This is a genomic window from Pseudomonas sp. W22_MBD1_FP4 (genome assembly GCF_052113765.1).
Taxonomy (GTDB): Bacteria; Pseudomonadota; Gammaproteobacteria; order Pseudomonadales; family Pseudomonadaceae; genus Aquipseudomonas; species Aquipseudomonas sivasensis.
Genome location: NZ_JBGQOI010000018.1, coordinates 120,511 through 145,517, shown reverse-complemented (window position 1 = coordinate 145,517; position 25,007 = coordinate 120,511). Strand labels below are relative to the sequence as shown.

The window sequence follows — 25,007 nt, the reverse complement described above, 5'->3', positions numbered from 1 at the left end:
CCGCCATCGGGAGCAAGCCCCCTCCCACAATTTAGAACGCCAGTGTCTGTTTTTATTGGGCCAGCCAGCCGCCATCAATGTTCCACGCCGCGCCACGTACCTGCGCACCGGCCTCGCTGCACAAAAACAACACCAACTCACCCAACTGCGGCGGCGTCACAAACTCCAGGGACGGCTGTTTCTCCGCCAGCAAATCATGCTGCGCCTGGTGCGGGTCCACACCTTTGGTCACGCGATCATCAATTTGCTTTTGTACCAGCGGCGTCAGCACCCAGCCGGGGCAAATCGCATTACAGGTCACATTGCTGGTTGCCGTCTCCAGGCCTACCACTTTGGTCAAACCGATCACGCCATGCTTGGCCGCTACATAGGCTGCCTTGCCCACCGAACCGACCAGGCCGTGAACCGAGGCGATATTAACGATACGCCCCCAGCCCTTGGCCTTCATGCCCGGCAGGCTCAGGCGCGTGCTGTGGAACACCGAGGACAGGTTGATCGCGATGATTGAGTCCCAGCGTTCGGCCGGGAACTCTTCCACCGCCGCCACATGCTGAATGCCGGCGTTGTTGACCAGGATGTCCACGCCACCAAACTCACGCTCGGCGTAGGCGAACATATCGGCGATCTGCGCCGGGTCGCTGACGTCCGCAGGGTGATGCCCCACCTTGCCACCAAACGCCTGCACCTGCGCGATCACTGCGCTGGCGTCGCCGAAGCCGTTGAGGATCAAGTTGGCCCCTGCCTGTGCCAGGCTCAAGGCAATGCCCAGGCCGATGCCACTGGTGGAGCCGGTGACCAGTGCGGTCTTGCCATTCAAAGTCGTCATGAAAACCTCACACAATGCCGGTGGCGTAGAAAGTACCGATCACCACGAACACCGCGAGGGTCTTGATAATCGTGATGCCGAAAATGTCTTTGTAGGCTTCGCGGTGAGTCAGGCCGGTCACCGCCAGCAGGGTGATCACCGCGCCGTTGTGGGGCAGGGTGTCCATTCCGCCGCTGGCCATGGCCGCGACCCGGTGCAGCACTTCAAGGGGAATATTGGCCGCATGGGCCGCCGAAATAAAGCTCTCGGACATGGCCGCCAGGGCGATGCTCATACCGCCCGACGCGGAACCAGTGATACCGGCCAGCAGGGTCACGGTAATTGCTTCGTTGACCAGCGGGTTGGGGATGCCCTTGAGCCAGTCCGCCAGCACGAGAAAGCCTGGCAGCGAGGCAATCACCGCACCAAAACCGTATTCCGACGCGGTATTCATTGCTGCCAGCAAGGCGCCGCTGACCGCACTTTTGCTACCTTCGGCGAGCTTGCTTTTGATCGCCGACCAGCCGAAGGCCAGCACCATCAAGATCCCGACCAGCAACGCCGCCTGCACCGCCCAGATCGCGGTGAGCTTGGCGATTTCAGTGGTCACTGGCGCGCTCATGCCCGGCAGGCTGAGGCTGTGGGTCTTGCCGTACCACTGCGGGATCCAGTGGGTGAACAACAGGTTCATCACGCCCACCAGGATCAGCGGCGACAGCGCGATCCACGGGTTGGGCAGAGTGAGGTTTTCGGCGGTCTCAGGCTCGTTGCGCAACTCAGTGCCATAGCCTTCACCCGCGCGCTGGGCCTTGTTGCGTTGCCGCGCCAGGTACAGCATGCCGGTGCAGAACACGAAGATCGTGCCGATCAACCCCAGCCACGGCGCCGCCCAGGCGGTGGTGTTGAAGAAGGTGCTGGGGATGATGTTCTGGATCTGCGGCGTGCCGGGCAGGGCATCCATCGTGAACGAGAATGCGCCGAGGGCGATGGTCGCCGGGATCAGGCGCTTGGGGATATTGCTCTGGCGGAACATCTCCGCCGCGAACGGGTACACCGCGAACACCACCACAAACAGCGATACGCCGCCGTAGGTGAGCAGGGCGCAGACCAGCACGATCACCAACATCGCCTGACGCGTGCCAAGCAAGCGAATCGCAGCGGCCACGATGGAGCGCGAGAACCCCGACAACTCGATCAACTTGCCGAAGACCGCACCGAGCAGGAACACCGGGAAATACAGTTTGATAAAGCCGACCATTTTCTCCATGAACACCCCGGTAAAGGCGGGGGCGACAGCGGACGGGTCGGTGAGCAGTACCGCGCCAAGGGCGGCGATGGGGGCAAACAGGATAACGCTATAGCCACGGTAGGCGGCCAGCATCAGCAGCGCGAGCGCGGCCAGGGCAATGATCACACTCATGGTGTGTCTCCATCGGATTGTTATTTTTGTGGGTGAAACTGTGGGGAGGGCTATAGCGAGATGTGTGCCATATTTTCAACTTATTGAAATATATGGATATTTTTTAATTTCTTTCTAGTGTTTTTGGGTTTTGTCTCAATTTCGAGACAAGCGAAGATCAAATGTGGGAGGGGGCTTGCCCCCGATAGCGGTGCATCGGGCAGCACATGTGTTGACTGACCTGATGCTATCGGGGGCAAGCCCCCTCCCACATGGATTGTCTTTATATGGAGAACTTAGTCTCTTTGTGGAGATTAGGCGATGCCCAGAGCCACCATCTTCTTGTACAGCGTCGACCGTCCCAGCCCCAATCGCCTGGCCGCCTCGACCACGTTGCCGTCACAGGCCTTAAGTGCCGTCGCAATCAGCTGTCGATCAAACCGCTCCCGCGCCTCGGCGAATGTCTCGCCCTCAACCGTTGCGACCGCGCCGCGCTCCACGGGGCTGAACGTGCCGATCGCCGCGCGAATGTCCGTGGCATTCAACACCAAGTCATCACTCAGCAACGCCGCCCGCTCCAGCACATTACGCAGCTCACGGATGTTCCCCGGCCACGCATGCTGTGCCAACAGCGCCAGAGCCTCGCGGTCCAGCTCATGCTGGCTGCGCAGTTCTTCGAGGATCGCCTCGCTCAATGCCGGAATGTCCTCCAACCGATCACGCAGCGGCGGCACGTGGATGGGCAACACATTCAGCCGGTAATACAAATCGGCGCGAAACTCACCACGCTTGATCGCCGCTTCCAAGTCCATGGAGGTCGCCGCGATTACCCGCACATCGCTGTGCAGCATCTCGTTGGAACCCACCGGTTCGAATTCCTTTTCCTGCAACACCCGCAGCAATTTGCTTTGCAGCGGCAGCGGCATATCCCCGATTTCATCGAGGAACAGCGTGCCGCCCTGGGCAATCTGGAATTTGCCTGGACGGCCCTTGCGATCAGCGCCGGTAAAGGCGCCTGGCGCGGTGCCGAAGAATTCGGCTTCGAGCAGGTCGTGGGGAATCGCCGCGCTGTTGACGCTGACAAACGCCTTGTGCGCCCGTGGCGAGGCACCGTGGATGGCCTGGGCCAGCAACTCTTTGCCGGTGCCGGTTTCGCCGAGCAACAACACCGGCGACTCGGCACTCGCGCTGCGCCGGGCACGGCGTTTGACCTCAAGGCTGGCGGCGCTGGTGCCGATAAAGTGCGCGAAGTTGTACTTGCTCTGGCGTGAGCGCAGCAGCGAGCGGGTGGAGGCCAGCTCCTGCTGCATGCTCAGGTAGCGTTCGATCAATGGCGACAGGTTGCGCAGTTCATCGAACAACGCGAAACCAATCGCGCCGATCACCGCGCCAGCGTCGTTGTGGATCGGCAGGCGCATCACCACCAACGGGCCTTTGGGTGTGTCCTGGATATCCAGCAGGATCGGCTGGTCGTTACGTACCACTTGGCGCAACAGGCTATTGGAAATCACCTGCTCGCACGGCTGGCCGATGGCCTCGTCAGCGCTTTTGAGGCCGAAGCGCTTGGCGTATCGCTCGTTCATCCACACGATATTGGCGTCGCGGTCGACAATCACCGTGCCTTCGCTGGACTGCTCGATGATCTCGAACAGCGACTGGATCGCCAGGCCGCGAACCTGTTGGTAGTCCTTGAGGCTGGTGCTCATGTCGACAGCCCGCACGCCGCCGCCAGCAACTCCTTGGTGTAGGGATGTTGTGGCGATTCGAACACATCATGGCTCGCGCCGCGCTCCACCACCTTGCCGTCCTTGATCACGATCATGTCGTGGGCCATGGCGCGTACCACGGCCAGGTCGTGGCTGATGAACAAGTAGGTCAGGCCGTACTTTTCCTGCAGCTCGCGCAGCAGTGCAACCACCTGTTTTTGCACCGTGCGGTCAAGCGCCGAGGTCGGTTCGTCCAGCAGCATCAGCGCGGGTTTCAACACCAGGGCGCGGGCGATGGCGATGCGTTGGCGCTGGCCGCCGGAGAACTCATGGGGATAGCGATGGCGGCTGGCGGGGTCTAGGCCCACGTCCTTGAGCACCTGGATCACTTGCGCGTCGCGGTCGGCGAGGCTGCACGGCGCGTGGACTTCCAAGCCTTCGCTGATGATTTGCTGTACCGACATGCGCGGGCTGAGGCTGCCGTAAGGGTCCTGGAAAACCACCTGCATCTGTTTGCGCCATGGGCGCATTTGCTGATGGTTCAGCGGGTCGAGGGCTTCACCCTGGAAGCGGATGCTGCCGGTGGAATCCAGCAGGCGCAGGATCGCCTGGCCCAGGGTGGATTTGCCCGAGCCTGACTCGCCGACAATCCCCAGGGTCTTTCCGCGCTGCACGTTGAGGCTGATGCCATCCACGGCGCGCAGGTAGGTTTTGCGCCGAAACAGCCCGCCGCCGAGGGGGAACTCTACGGTCAGGTCATCCACTTCCAACACGGTCTCGCGCGGATCGCTGCACAGCACATCGCCGGACGGCTCGGCGTCCAGCAACAGGCGGCTGTAAGGGTGTTGCGGCGCCGTGAACAAGGTCTCGCAGTCAGCCTGCTCGACAATCTCCCCGGCGCGCATCACGCACACGCGCTGGGCGATGCTGCGCACCAGGTTGAGGTCATGGCTGATCAACAGCAGCGACATACCGAGGCGCTGTTGCAAGGACTTGAGCAGCAGCAGGATCTTGCGCTGCACGGTCACGTCCAGCGCGGTGGTGGGTTCGTCGGCAATCAGCAACTCCGGCTCGCAGGCCAGGGCCATGGCGATCATCACGCGTTGGCGTTGGCCGCCGGACAGTTGGTGCGGATAAGCCTTGAGGCGCTCCTGGGGTTTCTGGATGCCCACCAGTTCGAGCAGTTCAAGGATGCGCGCCTGCGCCGCCTTGTCGCCCATGCCCTTGTGCAGCAGCAACGTTTCGCCGATTTGCTTTTCGATGCTGTGCAGCGGGTTGAGGGAGGTCATGGGCTCCTGGAAGATCATCGCGATACGGTTGCCGCGCAGTTTCTGCAGGGTCGCCGTCGACGCGCCGATCAACTCCTGGCCGCGATATTTAACCGAGCCCGTGGTAGCTGTGCCGGCTTCGGGCAGCAATTGCAGGATCGAATGGGCCGTCACCGACTTGCCCGAGCCCGACTCGCCCACCAGTGCCAAACACTCGCCGGGGCGCACGTCCAGGCTCAGGTTACGCACCACGGTCTGGCCGCTGAAGGCGACACTGAGGTCGCGGATTTCGATCAGGTTCATAGGGACTCACTCATGAACGTGGGTCGAAGGCGTCACGCAACGCCTCGCCAATAAAGACCAGCAGCGACAGAATCAGCGCCAAGGTGAAAAACGCCGTCAGGCCCAGCCATGGCGCTTGCAGGTTCTGCTTGCCCTGGGCGATCAGTTCGCCCAGGGATGCGCTGCCCGCCGGCATGCCGAAGCCGAGGAAATCCAGGGCGCTCAAGGTGGAAATCGCGCCGGTCAAAATAAACGGCAGGTAGCTCAAGGTGGCGGTCATCGCATTCGGCAGGATATGTCGGCGGATGATCTTGCCATCGCCCAGGCCCAGCGCCCGTGCAGCCTTGACGTATTCCAGGTTGCGCCCGCGCAGGAACTCGGCGCGCACCACGTCCACGAGGGCCAGCCAGGAAAACAGCGCCATGATCCCCAGCAACCACCAGAAATTGGGCTCGACAAAACCCGACAGAATGATCAGCAGGTACAGCACCGGCAGACCGGACCAGACCTCAAGTACCCGCTGGCCGATCAGGTCGACCCAGCCGCCGTAGTAACCCTGCAAAGCCCCGGCGGCGATGCCAATGGCTGCGCTGATGGCCGTCAGCGCCAGGGCGAACAGGATCGACACCCGCGCGCCGAAAATGACCCTCGCCAGCACGTCGCGGGACTGGTCATCGGTGCCCAGCCAGTTCACCGCCGAGGGCGGGCTGGGGGCAGGGCGGGTCAGTTCGTAGTTGGGGGTGTCATCGCTGAAAGGGATCGGCGGGAACAACATCCAGCCGCCGTCCTGTTTGATCAGCTTTTGCACATAGTCGCTGCGGTAGTCGGCCTGGAACGGCAGCTGGCCGCCGAACTGCTGCTCGGTGTAACGCTTGAACACCGGGAAATACAGTTCGTTCTTGAAACTCAGCACCAGGGGTTTGTCGTTGGCGATCAGTTCGCCGCCGAGGGTCAGGATAAAGAGGCCGATAAACAGCCACAGCGACCACCAGCCACGGCGATTTTTCTTGAAACGCTCGAAGCGTCGGCGTGCCACGGGAGACAAGTTAAGCATCAGGCGTTCCTCGCGGCGAAGTCGATACGCGGGTCCACCAGGGTGTAGCAGAGGTCACCGATGAGTTTTATCAGCAGGCCGAACAGGGTGAAGATAAACAGCGAACCGAACACCACCGGGTAATCCCGCGAAACCGCCGCTTCGTAGCTCATGCGACCGAGGCCATCCAGGGAGAAAATCACCTCGATCAGCAAGGATCCTGCAAAAAACACGCTGATAAATGCCTGGGGAATCCCCGAGATCACCAGCAGCATGGCGTTGCGGAACACATGGCCATACAGCACCCGTCGTTCGCTCAAGCCTTTGGCCCGCGCGGTCACCACGTATTGGCGGGTGATTTCATTGAGGAACGAGTTTTTGGTGAGAATGGTCAGGGTGGCGAATCCGCCGATTACCAAAGACGTCACCGGCAACACTAGGTGCCAGAAGTAGTCGGCGATCTTGCCCACGGTGCTCAGTTCTTCGAAGTTCTCCGACACCAGTCCGCGCACCGGGAACCAGTTCAGGGAGGTGCCGCCGGCGAACACCACGATCAGGAACATCGCGAACAGGAACGCTGGCATCGCATAGCCGATCACGATGGCAGTGCTGCTCCACACATCAAAGCTGCTGCCGTGGCGCACCGCCTTACGTATCCCCAGCGGGATCGACACCAGGTAAGTGATCAGCGTGGCCCACAGCCCGAGGGAAATGGTGACGGGCATCTTTTCCAGGATCAGGTCGATCACCGTCGAGCCGCGAAAGAAGCTGTTGCCGAAATCCAACTGGGCATAGCTCTTGAGCATCAGCCATAGGCGTTCCGGTGCGGACTTGTCGAAGCCGTACTGTTTTTCAATGTCCTTGATCAGCTTCGGGTCCAGGCCCCGACTGGACCGCGAGCCGCTGCTGATGCCTTCGCCGGATGAGCCGCCGACACCGCCGCCGCCAATCCCCTGCAAGTGGGCGATGGCCTGTTCCACCGGGCCACCGGGGGCGGCCTGCACGATCACGAAATTCACCAGCAGGATGATCACCAGGGTTGGGATGATCAGCAGCAGGCGCCGCACGATATAGGCAAACATCAGCGCGCTCCTCCGCGTTTTTTCAGTTCGGCATTCATCTGCTCAGTGGTCAGAGGTGTGGGGCTGACTTCCCACCAGGTTTCCAGGGCCTCGTCATTCTTGGCCTCGATGGCCGGGCGGCCGAAACGGTTCCACCAGGCGGCGGACGTACCGGGCGGGTAGTAATTGGGGATCCACAGGTAATTCCATTGCAGCACACGGTCCAGGGCATGGGCGTAGGTGAGCATCTGCGCCTGTGTGTCGGCTTTGACCAGACCTTTGATCAAGGCGTCAACCGCCGGGTCCTTGAGCACCATGTAGTTGTTTGCGCCCGAATCAAAAGCGGCGCTGGAACCAAAGTAGTTGTACAGCTCCATGCCCGGCGAGGTGGTGACAGGGAACCCGGTGACGATCATGTCGTAGTCCCGTGTCATCAAACGGTTGACGTACTGAGAGGAGTCGATGCGACGGATATTAAGGGTGATGCCGATCTGCGCCAGGTTGCGTTTGTACGGTAGCAACAGTCGCTCCAGACCGGCCTGCGCATTGAGGAAGGTGAACTCAAGCGGTTCGCCTTCGGCGTTTACCAGCTTGTCGCCGTTGGGTTTCCAACCGGCCTCTTCCAGCAGGGCCAGTGCTTGGAGCTGTTTGTCACGGATCATGCCGCTGCCGTCGGTGACCGGTGCCTTGAACACTTGGGTAAACACCTCGTCAGGGATCTGCCCACGCAACGGTTCAAGAATCGCCAGCTCTTCCTGGGTGGGCAGTTGGGTAGCCGCCAGCGGGCTATTAGAGAAGAAACTCTGCTGACGAATGTACATATTTCGCATCATTTGTCGGTTGGCCCATTCGAAATCCCACAGCATTGCCAAGGCCTGGCGCACGCGGCGGTCTTTGAATACCGGCTTCTGCACGTTGAAGACATAGCCTTGGGCCGGTTGCGGCATTTCCTTGGCCAGGTGAGCGCGTTGCAGGCGGCCATCGTCCAGGGCAGGGCCGTTGTAGCCGATGGAGTAGCCGGTGGCGGAAAATTCACGATTGAAATCGTAGGCGCCGCCTCGCAGCACCTGGCGGGCTACTTCGGTATCACCGAAAAACTCCAGGCTCAGGTGATCGAAGTTGTACAGGCCACGGCTGACGGGCAAGTCTTTGCCCCACCAGTCAGGGTCGCGCGTAAAGGTGATGGTGTTGCCGGAGTCGACCTTACTGACCTTGTACGGGCCGCTGCCCAGTGGGGCTTCGTAGCCGCCGCCATTGGCGAAGTCGCGGGTCTTCCACCAGTGCTCCGGGAACACCGGCAGGGTGGCGATATCAAGGGGGAGGGTGCGGTTTTCGTTGCTGGAAAAGTCGAAGCGCACCTGGCGCTCACCTTCCACTTCGACGTGCTTGACGTCGGCGAACAGTGTGCGAAAACGCAGGCTGCCTTGGGTCATTAATAAATCAAAGCTGTAGCGAACGTCTTCGGCGGTGATGGGTTTGCCGTCGGCAAAGCGCGCCTTGGGGTTCAGGTAGAAACGCAGGGACAGGCCGTCCTCGGCGCGCTCCATTTTTTCGGCGACCAGGCCGTAGACCGTATAGGGTTCGTCCAGGGAGCGCAGGGCGAGGGGCGCGTAGAGCCAGCCGTCAACCTGTGACACGCCGATGCCTTTGTCGATATAGGGCAGCACATGATCGAAGCGTCCGATTTCGATGGCCGAACGCCGCAGGCTGCCGCCCTTGGGCGCGTTGGGGTTGGCGTAGTCGAAATGGGTAAAACCGGCGGGGTACTTGGCCGGTTCGCCGTACACCGTCAGTGACGGTTGGGGGGCAGCGATCACGGCGGTGCTGGCCAGCAGCAGGGCGAGGGTAGAGCGAAATAGAGTCGAAAAGGCCAATCGCATTATCAGTCTTGAACGCCGGAAGAACAGGAATAGGGATTTGTACGCTAACGGCATCAGCGTCGCCAGTCATCACATGCACAACGGCCCACCAAAAGGCGGGCCGTTGTTTGTAGCATCAGCGTGGACTGGATCAGTCCTGGCGGCTGGTGACTTCCAGCAGGTGGTAGCCGAACTGGGTTTTCACCGGGCCTTGCACGGTGTTGACCGGGGCGCTGAAAACTACGGTGTCGAATTCTTTAACCATTTGGCCTGGACCGAACGAACCCAGGTCGCCGCCTTGACGGCTGGATGGGCAGCTGGAGTTGGCTTTGGCGATTTCTGCGAAATCGGCGCCGCCTTCGATTTGGGCCTTGAGTTCGTTGCACTTGTCTTCAGTGGAAACGAGGATGTGACGGGCGGTGGCTTTGGCCATGGGGAGTAACTCCTTGAGTAAAAAGGGTGAGCGTACCGGATTCAGGCGGTTATTTCCTGGCAAAGTTCCCGGTATTTGATCGGCCGGTCTCAGGGCAGCACGATATAGTCGTTGCGCTGCAGGATTGCCCGGTGTGGTGCCTGGACGAGGTGCAGGTAGCGCCCGTCGACCAGATCGATGGGCAGGCAGTCATCGATATCCAGCACGCCGTCGGTGTGACCCTGTGACCAATGCCCCAGCATCTGTTGCTTGCCCATGCGGGTGGCTTCCTGTTTGTTGCGCGCGACCACCAGCAGGTAATGATGGGCCTCGCCAAAGGTGTTCGCTTCGTACCCGCCAAGGTTGATGAAGTACAAGTGATGGGCGCCGGCCTGGGGCGCCAGGTGGCTGAGTTCGACCTTCCAGCCGTCGACGCCATCCACGGCCATCCAGGAATCGATATGCACGCCCTTGGGGCTGCCAAACCAACCGTCGCGCAATTGCGGGTAAGTGGCTTCCAGCGTATCCGCAGCGGCGAACACCACATCGTGAACTTCGATTTTCGCCCTGGGGTGCTTGCCCCCGAGCATCACGATAAACAGCATTGCGGGTCTTTCCTCGCGACTTGGCAAAGGGCAACCATACTTCGATTGAACCCTTTTGTCCGACCAATGCCACACTGTTAACCCGCGAACTCATCAGGAGGTTGTCATGCGTACTATTGATCTGGCCGGCGTTCCCGTCCCTGTCATCGGCCAGGGAACCTGGCGCATGGGCGAAAACCCGGACCAGCACCGCGCCGAAGTCGCGGCGTTGCAACTGGGGATCGACGAGGGCATGACCCTGATCGATACCGCCGAAATGTACGGCGAGGGCGGCGCCGAAACAGTGGTTGGCGAAGCTATTCGCGGTAAACGTGACCAGGTGTTCCTCGTGAGCAAAGTCTACCCGCACAATGCCAGCCACAAGGGTGTGCCGCGGGCCTGCGAAGCCAGCCTCCAGCGGCTGGGCACTGACTACATCGATCTGTACTTGCTGCACTGGCGTGGCCAATACCCGCTTGAAGAAACCGTTGAAGCCTTCGAGCGTCTGCGCGAAGCCGGCAAGATCGGTCGTTGGGGTGTCTCCAACTTCGACGTCGCAGACCTGCAGGAGCTTGCCTCCCCAGCCTGTGCGACCAATCAGGTGCTCTACAACATCGAAGAGCGCGGCATCGAGTTCGATCTGCTGCCCTGGTGGCAACAACATCACTTGCCCTTGATGGCGTACTGCCCGATCGCGCAAGGCGGTGAGTTACTGTCCAGCGCGACGCTCAAGCAGATCGCCCATCGTCATGAGGTCACACCGGCGCAGGTCGCCCTGGCCTGGGTGTTGCGCCAAGAGGGCGTGATCGCCATTCCCAAGGCTGTGTCGCCGGAGCACGTGCGACTGAACGCAGCCGCCGCCAAACTGGTGCTCGATGAGCATGACCTAGACGCCATCGACCGCGTCTTCGGTGCGCCCAAGCGCAAGCATCCGCTGGCGATGGTCTAACCCGCTGGCAGAAACGGCGCCGTCCCTGGCGCCCGTTCCTGCGTGGGGCCGGGTTAACCGGCTACCGGGCTGCGCCAGTCATCCGACCCGGACGTGCCGGACACTTCGTGGGTCCATACGATCTTGCGATAGGTGAAGTACACGTCCTCCAAGTGTGTGAAGTGGGCATTGCTCGGGTCCTGGCAGTTGGGCATGCGTGATTGGATGTCCACGATGGTTGCCCCTTCCAGTTCGATGGTGAAGTAGTGCTCCTGTGCTCCGGCAGATGTGCTGCGCATCCATTCCAGGCGGCACGTGACCTGCTCACCGCTGGTCAAGGCGCTGAACAGGAGTGGTGATGACTTATCGAAGACCTTACTGATCATCAGCGGTTTGTGAACCCTCTGGCCGGTTGGTTGACCGGACTGTGGGTCCCGCGGAACGACTACTTGGTGGGAAAAGGCCTGGACCAGGATCTGGTCTGCATGGCCCTGCTGATAAGTGTTGCCTACAGAGTCCTGAGTAAATGTGCCTGCCGTAATCAAACCCTGTTTGACGCCGGTGATAGAGAGATACGCGGGTGTTGGCATGACGGGTTTCCTTGCCTGATTGAAAGATCGTTCACACCGGCGACTGCGCCGGTTGGAGAAATGCCTATAACAAGAAACGTGCCTGAAAGTGTGGGAACCAATAAGTACTTGGTGTCCGTTGAGTGTCTGCGCGGCATGTAGAAAGTTATTGAGGGTTTGGAGGCGGTTTGTCGGGTATTAATTGCGCATAAGTGCGCATTTAATTGCTCGTGCCGATAGGGCGCCTGGCAATTGATTTTCGCTGATATTCGATTCGATAGGCTGGTTTTATTGCGCAATATCTGGCATATGCCTTAGTTTACGTCGCCCGTAGGACAAGTCTTAAGTATGTGGTTATTGCTTGCTGAATGTTATTGGCATGGCTAAGGTTTGCGAACTTCGTGGCGAGTCGAGCGAAGCCAAGATGACATTCTGTTGCGAATTTTAAGTTTGCTTGGTTTGTTGTTCGTACCTTGATTAATTGCGTGCGGTCCTAAATGGGATACTCGGATAAACTCTGCGTTCATTATCTTGAACTTGCCAAACTACCCTGTTCGCAAACAAGTTTTGCTGGCGGTGATATACGGTATTCGAGTGAGTATGAAGCCCTGGAGTCTGAACTGGGAAAGATGCAGTCCATTCATGGCGCTGGCCAGCCGGACTGGCAAAAGACTCTGAACATCAGCGAATGCCTGCTGCGTGAGCAGTCCAAAGATCTGCGCGTGGCTGTCTGGCTGACGTGGGCGCTGTACCAGCGCGAATCCTTTGCCGGTCTGCTGGCAGGGCTCGGGTTGCTGCGTCATCTCTGTGAGCATCATTGGTCCACGGTGCACCCACAAAAGCTGCGCACCCGCAGCGCGGCGTTCGGCTGGTTGGTCTTGCGCCTTGAGACACTGCTTGTTCAAAGCCTTTCGCTTCAGGACCAGCAGCCGTTATTCCGAGCGTTGCTGGAACAACTCTCCCGCCTTGATGAGCTCTGGACTGCCCATTTGGGCGAGGGCGCGCCGCTCTTGCTACCTATTCGCAGGCAACTGGACCAGCGGATGGAGCTTGCGGCGCAGGGTCATCCCGCCGTCACAGGGGTGAGTGCCGTGATTGCACACGTCAAACAGGCCACCATCCCGTTGTCGAAAACCGAACTGACGGTCAACAACGAAAAGGACGCGCATAAATTGTTGCGTGCCTTGCAAGAACAAGCCCGTCCGTTGTGTACCTGGTGGTTGCGCCACAACGCTACCGACTTGCGGGCCTTGCACCTGAGCCGAACGCTGGCATGGCTGGCCATCGTCCGCTATCCGGACGCCAACAATGAGCGCGTCACCGCGCTGTACGCGCCGCCCTGCGACACGCTCAAACGCTATCAGGAGCGGTTTTGCCAGGGGCATCACGCCGATCTGCTGGTTGAACTTGAGGCTTGCTTCTCTGGTGCCATGTTCTGGTTCGACGGGCTGCACATGATCTGGCAATGCCTGGAGGCTCAGCAGGCGAAGCAGGCCATGACCGAACTGGAAGTGAGCTTTGCCCTGTTGCTGCAACGCTTGCCGGACTTACCGGCGTTTCGTTTTCACGATGGCGCTCCTTTTGCCAGCAGCAGTACTCGCGACTGGATCGCACTGCATGTTTCCCATCACCTGCAAGCGCCTGAAGTGCCCGGTGTGGTGGCCGATGCCGAGCCCTGGGAGATCGCTTTGCAGGATGTATTGCCTCGGCTGGGCAAAGAGGGACTCAAGGCCGCCGTGCAACAACTCAAGCAAGGCTTGCACGCCGCCCGCAGTGATCGAGCACGCTTTTACTGGCGCCTGGCCCAGGCGCGTTTATGTGTCCACGCGGGCAAGCATGAACTGGCGAAGATCCTGCTCGAACATTTGGATGTCGAGCTGCAACGCTCGGGCCTGGAGCGCTGGGAACCGGAGCTGGCGTTTCAAGTCACCCAACTCTTGCATCGCTGCTGCGACCTGATGCCGCAAAACCATGCCGTGCGCGAGCGCAAGGAAGACACCCACCGCAGGCTGTGCCTCTTCGATCTTGAAGCGGTACTTGAATAGGCTCACGAGCCAAAAAAAGGAGAAATACCATGGCCAAAGAAGGTTCGGTAGCACCCAAGGAACGCATCAATATCACCTTCAAACCCGCCATCGGTGGTGCTCAGGAAGAAGTCGAGCTGCCGTTGAAACTGCTGGTGCTGGGGGACTTCACCCAGCGTGAGGACCTGCGCAAGCTCGAAGATCGCAAACCCATCGCCATCGACAAGAACACCCTTGATGAGGTGCTGGCCAAACAGGCGCTGAGCCTCACGCTGAATGTACCCAACCGTCTCCAGGAGTGCGCCGAAGTTGAAGAACTCGCCATCCAGGTACGCATTAATTCGATGAAGGATTTCAACCCCGCAAACCTGGTGGAGCAGATCCCCGAGTTACACAAGCTGATGGCCCTGCGTGAGGCGTTGATGGCGTTGAAGGGACCGCTGGGCAACACGCCGAGCTTTCGTAAAGCCATCGAACAGGCTCTGGCCGATGACGACTCCCGTGCCCGGGTATTGGCAGAGTTGGGCCTGAACAGCCAAATCGCCTGATATTTCTCAGTAAAAGGACACTGGTGCCATGACGACTCAACACACTCCGATACCTGTACACAGCACTGATGAGTGCAGCATCCTCGACAACATCATCGCTCAGACTCTGTTGAGTGCGGACGACGAGGCCTACGGCATTGCAAAGCGTGGGGTCTCGGCCTTTATCGAAGAACTGATCAAGCCGCAGAACAGCGGTGAACCGGTCAAGAAGCGTCTGGTTGACCGGATGATTGCCGAGATTGACGAAAAGCTCAGTCGGCAAATGGATGAGATTCTTCACCACCCAAGTTTCCAGGCGCTGGAATCCTCCTGGAAAGGCCTGCAGCTGTTGGTCGAACGCACCAACTTTCGAGAAAACATCAAGATCGAACTGCTGAATGTCTCGCGGCAAGACCTGCTGGATGATTTCGAAGACTCGCCAGAGGTGACTCAGTCAGGGCTCTATAAGCATGTCTACAGTGCGGAATACGGTCAGTTCGGCGGCCAGCCGGTGGGCGCGATCATCGCCGACTACTTTCTGTCGCCCAGTGCCCCTGATGTGAAGTTGATGCAATACGCCTCCAGTGTGGCTTGCATGGCCCATGCACCTTTTATCGCTGCCGCCGGGCCGGGTTTTTTCGGTTTGGAAAGCTTCACCGACTTACCTGATCTGAAGGATCTCAGGGATCATTTCCAGGGCCCTCAATTCACCAAATGGCAAAGCTTCCGCCAGAGCGAAGACGCCCGATATATCGGTCTGACTGTGCCGCGTTTTCTGCTGCGAACGCCTTACGATCCCCTTGAATGCCCGGTCAAGACTTTTGCCTACCGGGAAACCGTGGTGAACAGCCACGAGCACTACCTATGGGGTAACACCGCCTACACCTTTGCCACACGCTTGACCGACAGTTTCGCGCGGTTTCGTTGGTGCCCTAACATCATCGGTCCGCAAAGCGGCGGTGCAGTGGAAGACTTACCTTTGCATCACTTCCACAGCATGGGCGAAATCGAAACCAAGATTCCCACTGAAGTACTGGTGTCCGACCGCCGCGAATATGAACTGGCACAAGAGGGCTTCATTGCCTTGACGATGCGCAAGGGCAGTGACAATGCCGCGTTTTTCTCCGCCAGTTCGGTACAAAAGCCCAAGAGTTTCGGCATCAGTGCCGAGGGCAAGGAAGCGGAGTTGAATTACCGCCTGGGCACTCAGTTGCCCTACATGATGGTGGTCAATCGTCTGGCCCATTACCTCAAGGTCCTGCAACGGGAGCAACTGGGGTCGTGGAAGGAGCGTACCGACCTTGAGCTGGAGCTCAACAAGTGGATTCGCCAGTACGTCGCAGACCAGGACAACCCCAGTGCCGAAGTGCGTGGGCGGCGGCCATTGCGTGCGGCGCGCATCGTGGTCAGTGACGTTGAGGGTGAGCCTGGTTGGTACCGGGTCAGTCTGAGCGTACGACCGCACTTCAAATACATGGGGGCTGACTTCACGCTGTCCCTGGTCGGCAAGCTCGATAAAGAATGAGCAGGGGCCAAGGGGTGACCCGCAACCGAAGTCTGTTTGAGCGACTTGGGTATCCAGCTGAGCATTCAGCCTGTGGCGTGAGGTCTGTCGCAGCTCACCTGGGAAAAATGCTCAGCATCCGCGCAGGCAGTGTGCAGACACTGCCGGACTACGGAATGCCGGACCTCAATGACATGAACCAGAGTCTGCATGAGTCCTTGAGCCAGTCGCGCTTATTGATCGAGCGGTTTATCCGCGCCTACGAACCACGCTTGAAACAAGTCCGCGTGAGGTCGTTACCCCGAGGTCACGACGCTTTGGCCCTGGCGTTTGCCATCGACGCCACGCTCTCTATCGACGGGGTGACGCAACCTGTGGTGTTCACCGCGCGCCTGCGGGATGCGGGACAGGTTGAGGTCTTGCCTGATGTCCTTTAACCAGTATTACCAAAGTGAACTCAGTGCGTTGCGTCTGCTCGGGCGGCGTTTCTCCGAGCGAAATCCCGCGCTGGCGCCCTTTCTAGGGGAGGCTGGCCAGGATCCGGATGTGGAGCGATTGCTGGAAGGTTTTGCCTTTCTCACCGGTCGCTTGCGCCAGAAATTGGATGACGAGTTGCCAGAGCTGACGCACTCGTTGATGCATTTGCTGTGGCCCAACTATATGCGGCCGATACCTGCGTTCAGCATTTTGCAGTTTGACCCGCTGAAGCATACGGGCGTCGGGGTGATGGTCGCACGGGATACGCCAGTCGAAAGCGGTGCGGTGAATGGCGAACGCTGTCGCTTTCGGACCTGTTACGACACCCGCATCCTGCCGTTGCAACTGAGCGCATTGGAGTATTGCGTCCAAGGCGAACAGGCGTTGATGAGCCTGCGCCTCGACATGAGTGCCGGAGGCAATTTCAGCGAATGTGAGTTCGACCAATTACGTCTGCATCTGGCGGGAGATCGCTACATCAGCCAAGGGTTATATCTGAGCCTATTGCGCGAGCTTGAAGGTATCGAGTTACGACCACTGGACTGCGATGGACGAGCTGTGAGCGCGGCTGATGGCAAGTCCCTGTTGTTGCGACTCGACGCTGAGCAGGTAAAACCGGTGGGGTTCGCCGAGGAGCATGCGCTGATGCCCTATCCGCACACTACGTTTAGTGGGTATCGCCACTTGCAGGAGTATTTCTCCTTTCCTGAAAAGTATCTGTTCGTCGATGTAAATGGGCTGGATGTGCTGCAGCGGTTGCCCCAGGACCAACTCAAGCAAATCTGCAGCATTCAAGTGTGCTTCACGTTGCGCGTGGGCTGCCAGACCACCGAGTGCCCCACTTTGAGCAACGTGAAGCTGTACTGCACGCCCATCGTCAACCTATTCAAACATGATGCAGTTCCGATACGCCTGGACGGCAAGCAGGATGAGTACCTGCTGATTCCTGGAGAGTACGCGCGGGAAAATGCTTGTGTGTTTTCCGTAGATAAGGTCATGGGTTGGCGCCCTGGCGGGTTGGGGTATCAAGCGTACGTCCCGTTTGAAACCTTCGAGCATGATGGCGATATCGACGCTTCGGCGCCCCCCACCAGCTACAGCATTCGGCAGCGCGCGTCGGCGCACCACACAGGGCTCGATACTTGGCTGACGTTTGGAAATGGGCAGGTGCATGCCCAGGAAACGCTGTCGATCGAGCTGACATGTACCAATCACAACCTGCCTCGGCAATTGCAGGCAGGTGACATCAATCAACCCTGTGAGCAGACGCCGGAGGGGTTGTCGTTTCGCAATATCTGCGCGCCGACCGCGAGTTTTGCGCCGCCCCTTGACCAGGATTTTCTCTGGCGACTGATCAGCAACATGTCGCTCAACTATTTGTCACTGACCGATATCAACGCGTTCAAGGTGCTCCTGCAAACCTACGACGTGCCGCGTTACCACGACCGGCACGCGCAAAAGGTCAGCCAGAGAAGGTTAGGTGCGTTGCGCTCCATCAGTCATAGGCCGGTCGATCGTTTGTACCGCGGAATGCCATTTCGTGGCTTGCAGATTGACCTGAGCATTGATTTCGAAGGCTTCCTCGGGAGGGGCGAAGCGTTTGTGTTCGCCTCGGTGCTGAACGAGTTCTTCGCGCTTTACGCAAGCCTCAATGCCTACCACGAACTACGTGTCATCAGCACACAAGGAGATGTGTACCTATGGCCACCCCGGATGGGGCAGCAGCCCCTGCTTTGAAGGAACTGTGCAGTGCGATCCGCGAATATTCGCTGTTCCAGGCGATTTTGCAGGTGATCAAGCGCCTGCGCGACGCCCATCCGTTGCTGGATGACGACGCGCTCTATGACAGGTTGGAGTTTCAGGCCAACCCAGGTCTTGGTTTTCCCGGTCACGACATCGATCGGGTGGAGTTTTTTGTTGAACACGGTCAATTGCGTGCGCGTCTTCGCCTCAACGTTCTGGGGCTGTGTGGCGCTGGGTCGCCCTTGCCGGCGTTTTACGGCGAGCAGGCGTTTGCCGATGAGGCGAGCGGACACGCCACTCGCGATTTTCTGGACCTGTTTCACCATCGTCTGCAACGGCTGATGCTGCCGATCTGGCGCAAATACCGTTACCAGGTGAGCTTCCAGGCGCAGGCCCGTGACGCGTTTTCCGAGCAGATGTTTGCGTTGATTGGGTTGAAGGGCCGGCAGCTGCGCACTGCAGCGCAGTTGGACTGCAAGCGGCTGTTGCCCTACCTGGGTCTGCTTAGTCTGCGGGCGCATTCGGCGGCGGTAATCGAGACAGTGCTGCGTTACTACTTCAAGCACGACCGCGTGTTTATTGAGCAGTGGGTCGAACGCTCGGTGGTCATTACTCCCGCGCAGTTGAACCAGTTGGGTGTTGCCAACAGCGTGCTGGGCACCGACCAGGTTTTGGGAGACCGGGTCGCCGACTGCAGTGGCAAGTTCAGGGTGCATGTACAGGGCCTGGATTGGCAGCAGTTCCATGGTTTTTTGCCGACGGGTGCGGACTATCCGCTGCTGTGTGGGTTGGTTCGACTGACCGCTCGCGACCCGCTGGATTACGACCTGCGCCTGGTGCTGGACAAGGAGTCCATCAGGCCGTTGCACGTGGGTGAACACAACGTCTGCAGGCTGGGTTGGACCAGTTGGCTGGCACACGAATGCGCCGACGGTGTGGTCATCGTGGCCAACAACGCTCACTAGGGGCTCTTGATGATGAATGTAGACCTGCAACAACTTATCCGAACGTTGACGCCTGCGGTCCGCCAAGACTTGGAGCGCTCGGCTGAGCGTTGTGTGGCGCGTGGTGGCAGGGAAGTGCTTATAGAAGACTTGCTATTGGCCCAGCTGGAACATCGCGACGGCCTTTTAATGAGAGCCTTGGCCGACGCGGGGATCGAAGCGCAGACGCTGCAAGCAACGCTGCAGCCCAAGGGGGAGGGAAGTGCTTCGCGTAACCCGGTGTTTGCCCAAGCCCTCGTGCAATGGTTGCAGCAGGCATTGTTGGTTGCTCATCTGGAGTTGCGCCAAACCGAAGTGGACCACGGCGCGCTGTTACTGGCGCTGTTGCATCACCCGTTGCAACACGCAGGCAGTCGCTATTACGCGTTGTTGAGCCGTTTGGATGCACAGCGCGTAAAGGGCTTCGTGCTGAGCCAGCGCCCGGACATCATCCCCGCCGCAAGCGACGATTCATGGCTGGCACGTTTCACCCATGACCTGACACGCCAGGCGCGCGAAGGGCGTATCGACCCGGTGCTGTGTCGTGATGGCGAGATTCGTCAGCTGATCGACATCCTCATGCGTCGACGCAAAAACAATCCGATCCTTGTGGGGGAGGCAGGGGTAGGCAAGACCGCTGTTGTCGAAGGTCTTGCGTTGCGCATCGCCAGTTCACAAGTACCGGAGCCGCTCCAGAATGTGCGGGTGCTGACCCTGGACATGGGTTTGCTGCAAGCGGGTGCCAGCATCAAGGGCGAATTCGAACGACGGCTCAAGGGCGTGATCGACGAAGTCAATGCGTCGCCCCAACCGGTGATTCTGTTTATCGATGAAGCGCACACCTTGGTGGGCGCGGGCGCCCAGTCGGGAGCCGGCGACGCAGCCAACCTGCTCAAGCCAGCCCTGGCCCGGGGCGAATTGCGCACCCTGGCGGCCACTACTTGGTCCGAATACAAGAAGTACTTCGAAAAAGATCCTGCCCTGGCGCGGCGTTTCCAGCCTGTGCTGGTCGGTGAGCCCAGCGTGGAGCAGGCGATTTCGATCCTGCGTGGTCTGGTTCCGGCGTATGAAGCCAGCCATGGGGTGTACATCCGTGACGATGCGGTCGTGGCGGCGGCGCAAATGAGCGCACGCTACCTGGCAGGGCGTCAGCTGCCCGACAAGGCCGTGGATGTGCTGGACACCGCCTGTGCCCGTGCGCGCATCAGTCAGGTAACGATGCCAGAGGCATTAGAGCGTTTATGCACCGAACAGGCTGAAGGCTCGCGGCAACGGGACGCGCTGAGTCGAGACAGAGACGCAGGGCTTGCGGTGGATGAGCAGGCTGTGCACGCATTGAACCTGCGATTGGCGGCTATCGAGAGTGAGCGTCAACGTTTGGAACAGCACTGGTTCGAACAACGGGTGCTGGCGGACCAGGTGCACGTTTGCCCGCGACGGGTGGCACAGGTTATCGGCGCATGGACGGGTATTCCCGTTGAGCAGTTGTCCTTTGAACACAGTGAATCGGTGCTGGGGGTTGCCGATGCTCTGCGCTCGCGCATTCTCGGCCAGGAACCCGCCATACAGGCGCTCGACCGCAACTTGCGTGCCGTGGCGGCCGGGCTGAACAAGGCCGAAGCGCCGGTCGGTGTATTTTTGTTGGTCGGCCCAAGTGGCGTGGGCAAAACCGAAACGGCCTTGGCGCTGGGCGATTTGCTGTATGGCGGTGAGCGTTTTGTTACCACCCTCAATATGTCGGAATTTCAGGAAAAACATGCCCTGTCCCGGCTGATTGGCGCACCACCCGGTTATGTCGGGTATGGCGAGGGGGGTGTGTTGACCGAGGCTGTGCGTCAGCGACCCTATTCGGTGGTATTGCTCGACGAAGTCGAAAAGGCCGACCCGGAAGTGTTGAACCTGTTCTATCAGATCTTCGACAAGGGGCTGGCCAATGATGGAGAGGGCCGGGAAATCGATTTTCGCAATACGCTGATCCTGATGACCTCCAACCTGGGCAGCGAGTGCATCGTCGACGTATGCGCTGGAGGTCTGCGACCTGACACCCAGGTGCTGCAAGACGCAATCCGCCCCGCGTTGCGCGACTACTTCAAACCGGCACTGCTCGCCCGGATGCGGGTCGTGCCTTATTACCCGGTTGTGGGTGCGGTGCTGCATGACCTGGCCAGAGTCAAGCTGGACCGTCTTGGGCGAAGGTTGCAGTCGCGCAAGTTGGCATTGAGCTATACGACAGAACTCGTCACTCACATGGCCGAGCGATGCACCCATAGCGACAGTGGTGCGCGGTACATCGATCACTGGATCGAGATTCATCTGCTGCCGCAGATAGTCGATCGGCTTTTGGGGGCGATGGCCAAGGGTGAGTCCCTATCGCTGGTGCATGCCAGTCTGGATGGTGACGGGCAGCCGATCTGCGAGTTCAGCCTATGACCAACAGTGGGTTTGCCCAGCTACCCGAGCCGCTGGCCTATGCCGAGTCGTTATTGGCCTGGTTCACCCGAATGGGTATCGACAGTGACGAGTCAACGTTGCCAGACCTGTGTGTTGCAGCGGCAGCGCAACTGAGTCAATGCGAACTCAGCCAGTTGTACGGGTGTGACGAGAGCACAGGTCGACTCGATCTGATTGCCCAGCATTTGCCCGGCGCGCTGCCCCCGGGCGACCTCGCTTGCGGTCCCGACTTTCAGCATCAGCAACTGTTGCATTACGTCCTCAGTCGTTGCTGTTCCCTGAGCCTGGAGAACCTGGAAGACAGCGTGTATGAGAGCGGGTTTTTACCGGCGACAACAGTGCCGTGGCGCTCACTGTTATGCGTTCCGCTGGTCGGTCGCCACAACGCGGTCGCGGGTCTACTGCTGTGCGCCAGCCGGCAGCCGAGATGGCTGCAGAACTACGGCCCGTCGTTAAGTCAATTGGGTAGCTTCGCCTTGAGTCAACGGGCTTTGTTGCGACGGGGGCGTCCTGCGAACATCACTTCCCGGGCCAAAGGCTGCGCACCCACCGCTCGTGTGACCTATGGGCTGACCGGCAACAGCACAGCCATGGACGAAACCTACCGTCTGATCGGTAAGGTGCTGAATGCTCCCTACACAGTGCTTCTGCGCGGGGAGACCGGAACCGGAAAAGAAGTGGTGGCCCGGGCCATCCATACCTCTGGGCCGCGCGGTAGCAAAGCATTTGTGGTGCAGAACTGTGCGGCGTTTCCCGAGGGGCTGCTGGAAAGCGAGCTGTTCGGCTATCGCAAAGGCGCCTTTACAGGTGCGGAACGTAACCACGTCGGGCTATTTGACGCCGCCAATGGCGGCACATTGCTCTTGGACGAAATCGGCGATATGCCCTTGTCGCTCCAGGCCAAGCTGCTACGGGTGCTGCAAGAAGGCGAGGTCCGCCCGCTGGGAGCCTGTGCGGCCCATAAGGTCGATGTGCGGATTATCGCTGCGACCCATCGCGACCTCAGTGCAATGGTGGCCGACGGTACGTTTCGCGAGGACTTGTATTACCGACTGGCGCAGTTCCCGATCGAATTACCGGCCTTGCGTGAGCGGGACGGCGATGTGTTGCTGTTGGCGCGACAGTTCGCCCAATCGGCCTGTTCGGCACTGGGTCGCACATCGGTGCAATGGTCTGCTGCCGCCTTGGATCAACTGTCGTGCCACGCTTTTCCCGGCAATGTTCGTGAGCTCAAATGCCTGGTGGAACGCGCGGTGCTGCTCTGTGACGACGGAGTGGTGCTGCCGGAGCACCTATCGCTGTCGTCCGCGTCGAGCGCTACTCCCGTTGACGCAACATTGCGCCAGCGCCTGGAGCAGGTTGAACGGGCATTCCTGATCGACTGCCTGCACAAGAATCGTGGCAATCGGACCCGCACGGCACGTGAATTGGGTGTCGCTCGCCGCACGCTGCTCTACCGCCTTACACGCTTGAAAATCCCTGTTGGCGACGTTCGAGGGGGAGGCTGATTCATGCACATACAGACCTCACTCTTAGTGGCCAGCCTTACTTTCATTGGAGATACCTGATGCCTCTTCGTACGTGGAAAGCCTTGGGGCTTGTCCTGTGTTTGTTGAGCGGCTGCAACGCCAATTACGTTTTTGATGATGCTGACTACCGTCCGCTGGGTGATCCCCAGGCGACCCGTCGCAGCGATTGAACAGGGAAGCCTTGCCATGCAATTAGTGTTTGAGGTGTGTAATGCCGAAAGCGGTGAGCCTGCTTGCGTCAAAACATTTGATGGCGTTGGCGGTGTGATCGGCCGCGGGGCGGGTTGTGACTGGGTCATTCCCGACGCCAGTCGGTTGCTTTCCAGTCATCACGGTCTGGTCAGTTACCGGGAGGGGCAGTATTTCTTAACGGATATCAGCAGTAACGGCATTGGCGTGTCGGGCAGTACGGAGCGTTTGGGCAAAGGGCAAGCACGACTGATCAGCGAGGGCGATGTCTACCAATTGGGCGCGGTGCAAATCCGTGCGCGGTTGATGGCCCGGGGGGCACAAATGGGCCAGCAGCCGTTGTTCCGCACCGACAGGATTCCTGACGATGCCTTTTTGGTGCTGGACCCCTTGCACGCGCTGGATTGTGAAGCACTGTATGGCGATTTAACCGAGGGGCTGGAGGTGTCAAAGCCCTTGGCCGAGCAAGCGAACGGTGCACTTTTTCACGGCGCCGTCGAGCAGGATCACTTGATCGTGCCCAGATGGAGTGGGCCATTGGCGGATGAGGTCTTGACTCCAGCCGAGCAGGTTGCTGCACCCGCCCGTGACCCCTTCTGGTCCCAATTCGCCGAGGCTTTGGGCATGCAGCTGGATGCGCTCGATCCACCGGCGTGCGAGGCCGTCGCGCTGAAGGTGGCGGGTCTTTTCAGGCAAACCATCGAAGGTCTGCAGCAGAGTCTGCGGACTCGCGATGAGTTGAACGCAGAGTTGGATCTGGGCCGGACCTCGCCTGCGCTCAAGCGCTACAACCCCTTGAATGAGTGCGCCGATACCCAGTCAGCCTTGACCGCACTGTTGGGCCCCGGCGAGTTGGGGCAGTTACCTGCTGAGGTAGCAGTCGCCCAGGCGTTCCGGGATATGCAAGTCCACCAACTGGCCTTGGTCGTTGCCTGCCGTGCCGCAATGCGCGGCGCGGTTGCGGCATTTGCACCCAGCCATCTGTTGCTGTGCTTCGAGCGCCAGAGCACACCGGCCAGGTTCTCAACGGATGGATCTCATTGGCGGGCTTACCAACGCCATTACCGGAGCCTGATCAATGAGCAAACCTCGGGCGAACATCTGTTGCGTAACGAGTTTTCCAACGCCTACGAAGAGCAGGTGCGCCTGGTCGCTACTTTGCACACGACTTATCCGGGATGACCTTCATGTATCGAGCCACCGTTGTATCAATACTGATCGCACTGAGCCTGCTGGCCGGTTGCGCCAGCCTGTCACCTTTTTCGACCCTGACCAAGGTGGACCTGACGTTGACGGCAAGTGAAGGCGTCAATCCCGATCTTCATGGCCGTCCTTCTCCTGTCGTCGTGCGCCTGCTTGAGCTGCGACACCCCGTAGCGTTTGAACATGCTGACTTCTTCACCCTCTATAACCGCGCCGCGCAGGCGTTGCCCAAGGACTGGGTAAACGGCGAGGAGTTGGAGCTGCGCCCCGGTGAGCAACTGGCGTTCAAGCTCAGTGTTGAGCCACAGAGCCGTTATGTCGGGGTGCTGGCTGCCTATCGGGACCTTCCCCATGTGCAATGGCGGCTTGTGCTGCCCATAGCCCAGCAACGATTGACGCGTGTTGAGCTGATGCTCGACGAGTCCGGGGTTCGCGTCGTTACCCCTCAAGCCCCAAGGTAGGAGGATCAGA

Annotated in this window: 22 protein-coding genes; 12 read left to right on the top strand and 10 right to left on the bottom strand. The window is 59.6% G+C overall.

The window, feature by feature from the left end; genetic code table 11:
* Positions 1-52: 52 nt before the first annotated feature.
* The 9 genes from ACEN2T_RS22170 to ACEN2T_RS22130 form a co-directional block, all read right to left on the bottom strand.
* Positions 53-826: a 3-hydroxybutyrate dehydrogenase gene (locus ACEN2T_RS22170; protein WP_095184544.1), complete on the bottom strand. Its 774-nt coding sequence runs from the start codon at positions 824-826 to the stop codon at positions 53-55.
* A gap of 7 nt (positions 827-833) precedes the next feature.
* The gene (locus ACEN2T_RS22165) at positions 834-2,225 is read right to left on the bottom strand and encodes a GntP family permease (RefSeq protein WP_032886537.1); all 1,392 of its coding nucleotides are present in this window, start codon (positions 2,223-2,225) and stop codon (positions 834-836) included.
* A gap of 293 nt (positions 2,226-2,518) precedes the next feature.
* Positions 2,519-3,910 (bottom strand): sigma-54 interaction domain-containing protein, encoded by a 1,392-nt coding sequence (locus ACEN2T_RS22160; protein WP_181640563.1) that lies wholly within the window; start codon positions 3,908-3,910, stop codon positions 2,519-2,521.
* A complete protein-coding gene (locus ACEN2T_RS22155; protein ID WP_442117546.1) occupies positions 3,907-5,481 on the bottom strand; it encodes an ABC transporter ATP-binding protein in 1,575 nt (524 codons plus the stop codon). Before ACEN2T_RS22155 ends, ACEN2T_RS22160 begins: the two co-directional genes overlap by 4 nt.
* Positions 5,482-5,491: 10 nt before the next feature.
* On the bottom strand, positions 5,492-6,514 hold the full coding sequence (locus ACEN2T_RS22150; protein WP_034104518.1) for an ABC transporter permease: 1,023 nt from the start codon (positions 6,512-6,514) through the stop codon (positions 5,492-5,494).
* Positions 6,514-7,575, bottom strand: a complete 1,062-nt coding sequence (locus tag ACEN2T_RS22145) for a microcin C ABC transporter permease YejB (protein ID WP_032886533.1) — start codon at positions 7,573-7,575, stop codon at positions 6,514-6,516. The genes ACEN2T_RS22150 and ACEN2T_RS22145 overlap by 1 nt, the downstream gene beginning before the upstream one ends.
* A complete protein-coding gene (locus tag ACEN2T_RS22140; protein ID WP_032886532.1) occupies positions 7,575-9,434 on the bottom strand; it encodes an extracellular solute-binding protein in 1,860 nt (619 codons plus the stop codon). The genes ACEN2T_RS22145 and ACEN2T_RS22140 overlap by 1 nt, the downstream gene beginning before the upstream one ends.
* A 130-nt stretch (positions 9,435-9,564) precedes the next feature.
* A complete protein-coding gene (locus ACEN2T_RS22135; RefSeq protein ID WP_005788801.1) occupies positions 9,565-9,846 on the bottom strand; it encodes a peptidylprolyl isomerase in 282 nt (93 codons plus the stop codon).
* Between the two features lie 89 nt (positions 9,847-9,935).
* Positions 9,936-10,430, bottom strand: coding sequence for a DUF1543 domain-containing protein (locus ACEN2T_RS22130; RefSeq protein WP_032886531.1), 495 nt, complete (start codon positions 10,428-10,430; stop codon positions 9,936-9,938).
* Positions 10,431-10,536: 106 nt separating this feature from the next.
* On the opposite strand from ACEN2T_RS22130, the gene ACEN2T_RS22125 reads away from it, so the two are divergent.
* Entirely contained in the window at positions 10,537-11,358 is an 822-nt protein-coding gene (locus tag ACEN2T_RS22125) for an aldo/keto reductase (RefSeq protein ID WP_032886530.1), read from the top strand.
* A gap of 53 nt (positions 11,359-11,411) precedes the next feature.
* On the opposite strand, the gene ACEN2T_RS22120 is transcribed toward ACEN2T_RS22125, so the two are convergent.
* Positions 11,412-11,927 (bottom strand): Hcp family type VI secretion system effector, encoded by a 516-nt coding sequence (locus tag ACEN2T_RS22120; protein ID WP_032886529.1) that lies wholly within the window; start codon positions 11,925-11,927, stop codon positions 11,412-11,414.
* Positions 11,928-12,403: 476 nt separating this feature from the next.
* Between ACEN2T_RS22120 and tssA the strand changes: the two genes are divergently transcribed.
* From tssA to tssJ, 11 genes are read left to right on the top strand one after another with little or no spacing between them, the layout of a single operon-like run.
* Positions 12,404-13,951 carry a type VI secretion system protein TssA gene (tssA, locus tag ACEN2T_RS22115; RefSeq protein WP_442117545.1) on the top strand — a complete coding sequence of 516 codons (1,548 nt, stop codon included), beginning with the start codon at positions 12,404-12,406 and terminating at the stop codon, positions 13,949-13,951.
* A 29-nt stretch (positions 13,952-13,980) separates the two neighbouring features.
* On the top strand, positions 13,981-14,478 hold the full coding sequence (gene tssB, locus ACEN2T_RS22110; protein ID WP_032886528.1) for a type VI secretion system contractile sheath small subunit: 498 nt from the start codon (positions 13,981-13,983) through the stop codon (positions 14,476-14,478).
* Between the two features lie 28 nt (positions 14,479-14,506).
* Positions 14,507-15,982, top strand: a complete 1,476-nt coding sequence (tssC, locus tag ACEN2T_RS22105) for a type VI secretion system contractile sheath large subunit (protein ID WP_442117544.1) — start codon at positions 14,507-14,509, stop codon at positions 15,980-15,982.
* Positions 15,979-16,398 (top strand): type VI secretion system baseplate subunit TssE, encoded by a 420-nt coding sequence (tssE, locus tag ACEN2T_RS22100; protein WP_032886526.1) that lies wholly within the window; start codon positions 15,979-15,981, stop codon positions 16,396-16,398. The genes tssC and tssE overlap by 4 nt, the downstream gene beginning before the upstream one ends.
* Positions 16,388-18,175, top strand: a complete 1,788-nt coding sequence (tssF, locus tag ACEN2T_RS22095; protein WP_442117543.1) for a type VI secretion system baseplate subunit TssF — start codon at positions 16,388-16,390, stop codon at positions 18,173-18,175. The genes tssE and tssF overlap by 11 nt, the downstream gene beginning before the upstream one ends.
* Positions 18,139-19,146 carry a type VI secretion system baseplate subunit TssG gene (gene tssG / locus ACEN2T_RS22090; protein WP_442117542.1) on the top strand — a complete coding sequence of 336 codons (1,008 nt, stop codon included), beginning with the start codon at positions 18,139-18,141 and terminating at the stop codon, positions 19,144-19,146. Before tssF ends, tssG begins: the two co-directional genes overlap by 37 nt.
* 9 nt (positions 19,147-19,155) lie before the next feature.
* The gene (locus ACEN2T_RS22085; RefSeq protein ID WP_442117541.1) at positions 19,156-21,594 is read left to right on the top strand and encodes an AAA family ATPase; all 2,439 of its coding nucleotides are present in this window, start codon (positions 19,156-19,158) and stop codon (positions 21,592-21,594) included.
* The gene (locus ACEN2T_RS22080) at positions 21,591-23,123 is read left to right on the top strand and encodes a sigma-54 interaction domain-containing protein (protein ID WP_442117540.1); all 1,533 of its coding nucleotides are present in this window, start codon (positions 21,591-21,593) and stop codon (positions 23,121-23,123) included. Before ACEN2T_RS22085 ends, ACEN2T_RS22080 begins: the two co-directional genes overlap by 4 nt.
* Positions 23,124-23,182: 59 nt before the next feature.
* Positions 23,183-23,314 (top strand): type VI secretion protein, encoded by a 132-nt coding sequence (locus tag ACEN2T_RS22075; protein WP_081797692.1) that lies wholly within the window; start codon positions 23,183-23,185, stop codon positions 23,312-23,314.
* Positions 23,315-23,330: 16 nt separating this feature from the next.
* Positions 23,331-24,515, top strand: a complete 1,185-nt coding sequence (tagH, locus tag ACEN2T_RS22070; RefSeq protein WP_442117539.1) for a type VI secretion system-associated FHA domain protein TagH — start codon at positions 23,331-23,333, stop codon at positions 24,513-24,515.
* Positions 24,516-24,520: 5 nt separating this feature from the next.
* The gene (gene tssJ / locus ACEN2T_RS22065; protein WP_442117538.1) at positions 24,521-24,997 is read left to right on the top strand and encodes a type VI secretion system lipoprotein TssJ; all 477 of its coding nucleotides are present in this window, start codon (positions 24,521-24,523) and stop codon (positions 24,995-24,997) included.
* The last annotated feature ends 10 nt before the right edge of the window (positions 24,998-25,007 follow it).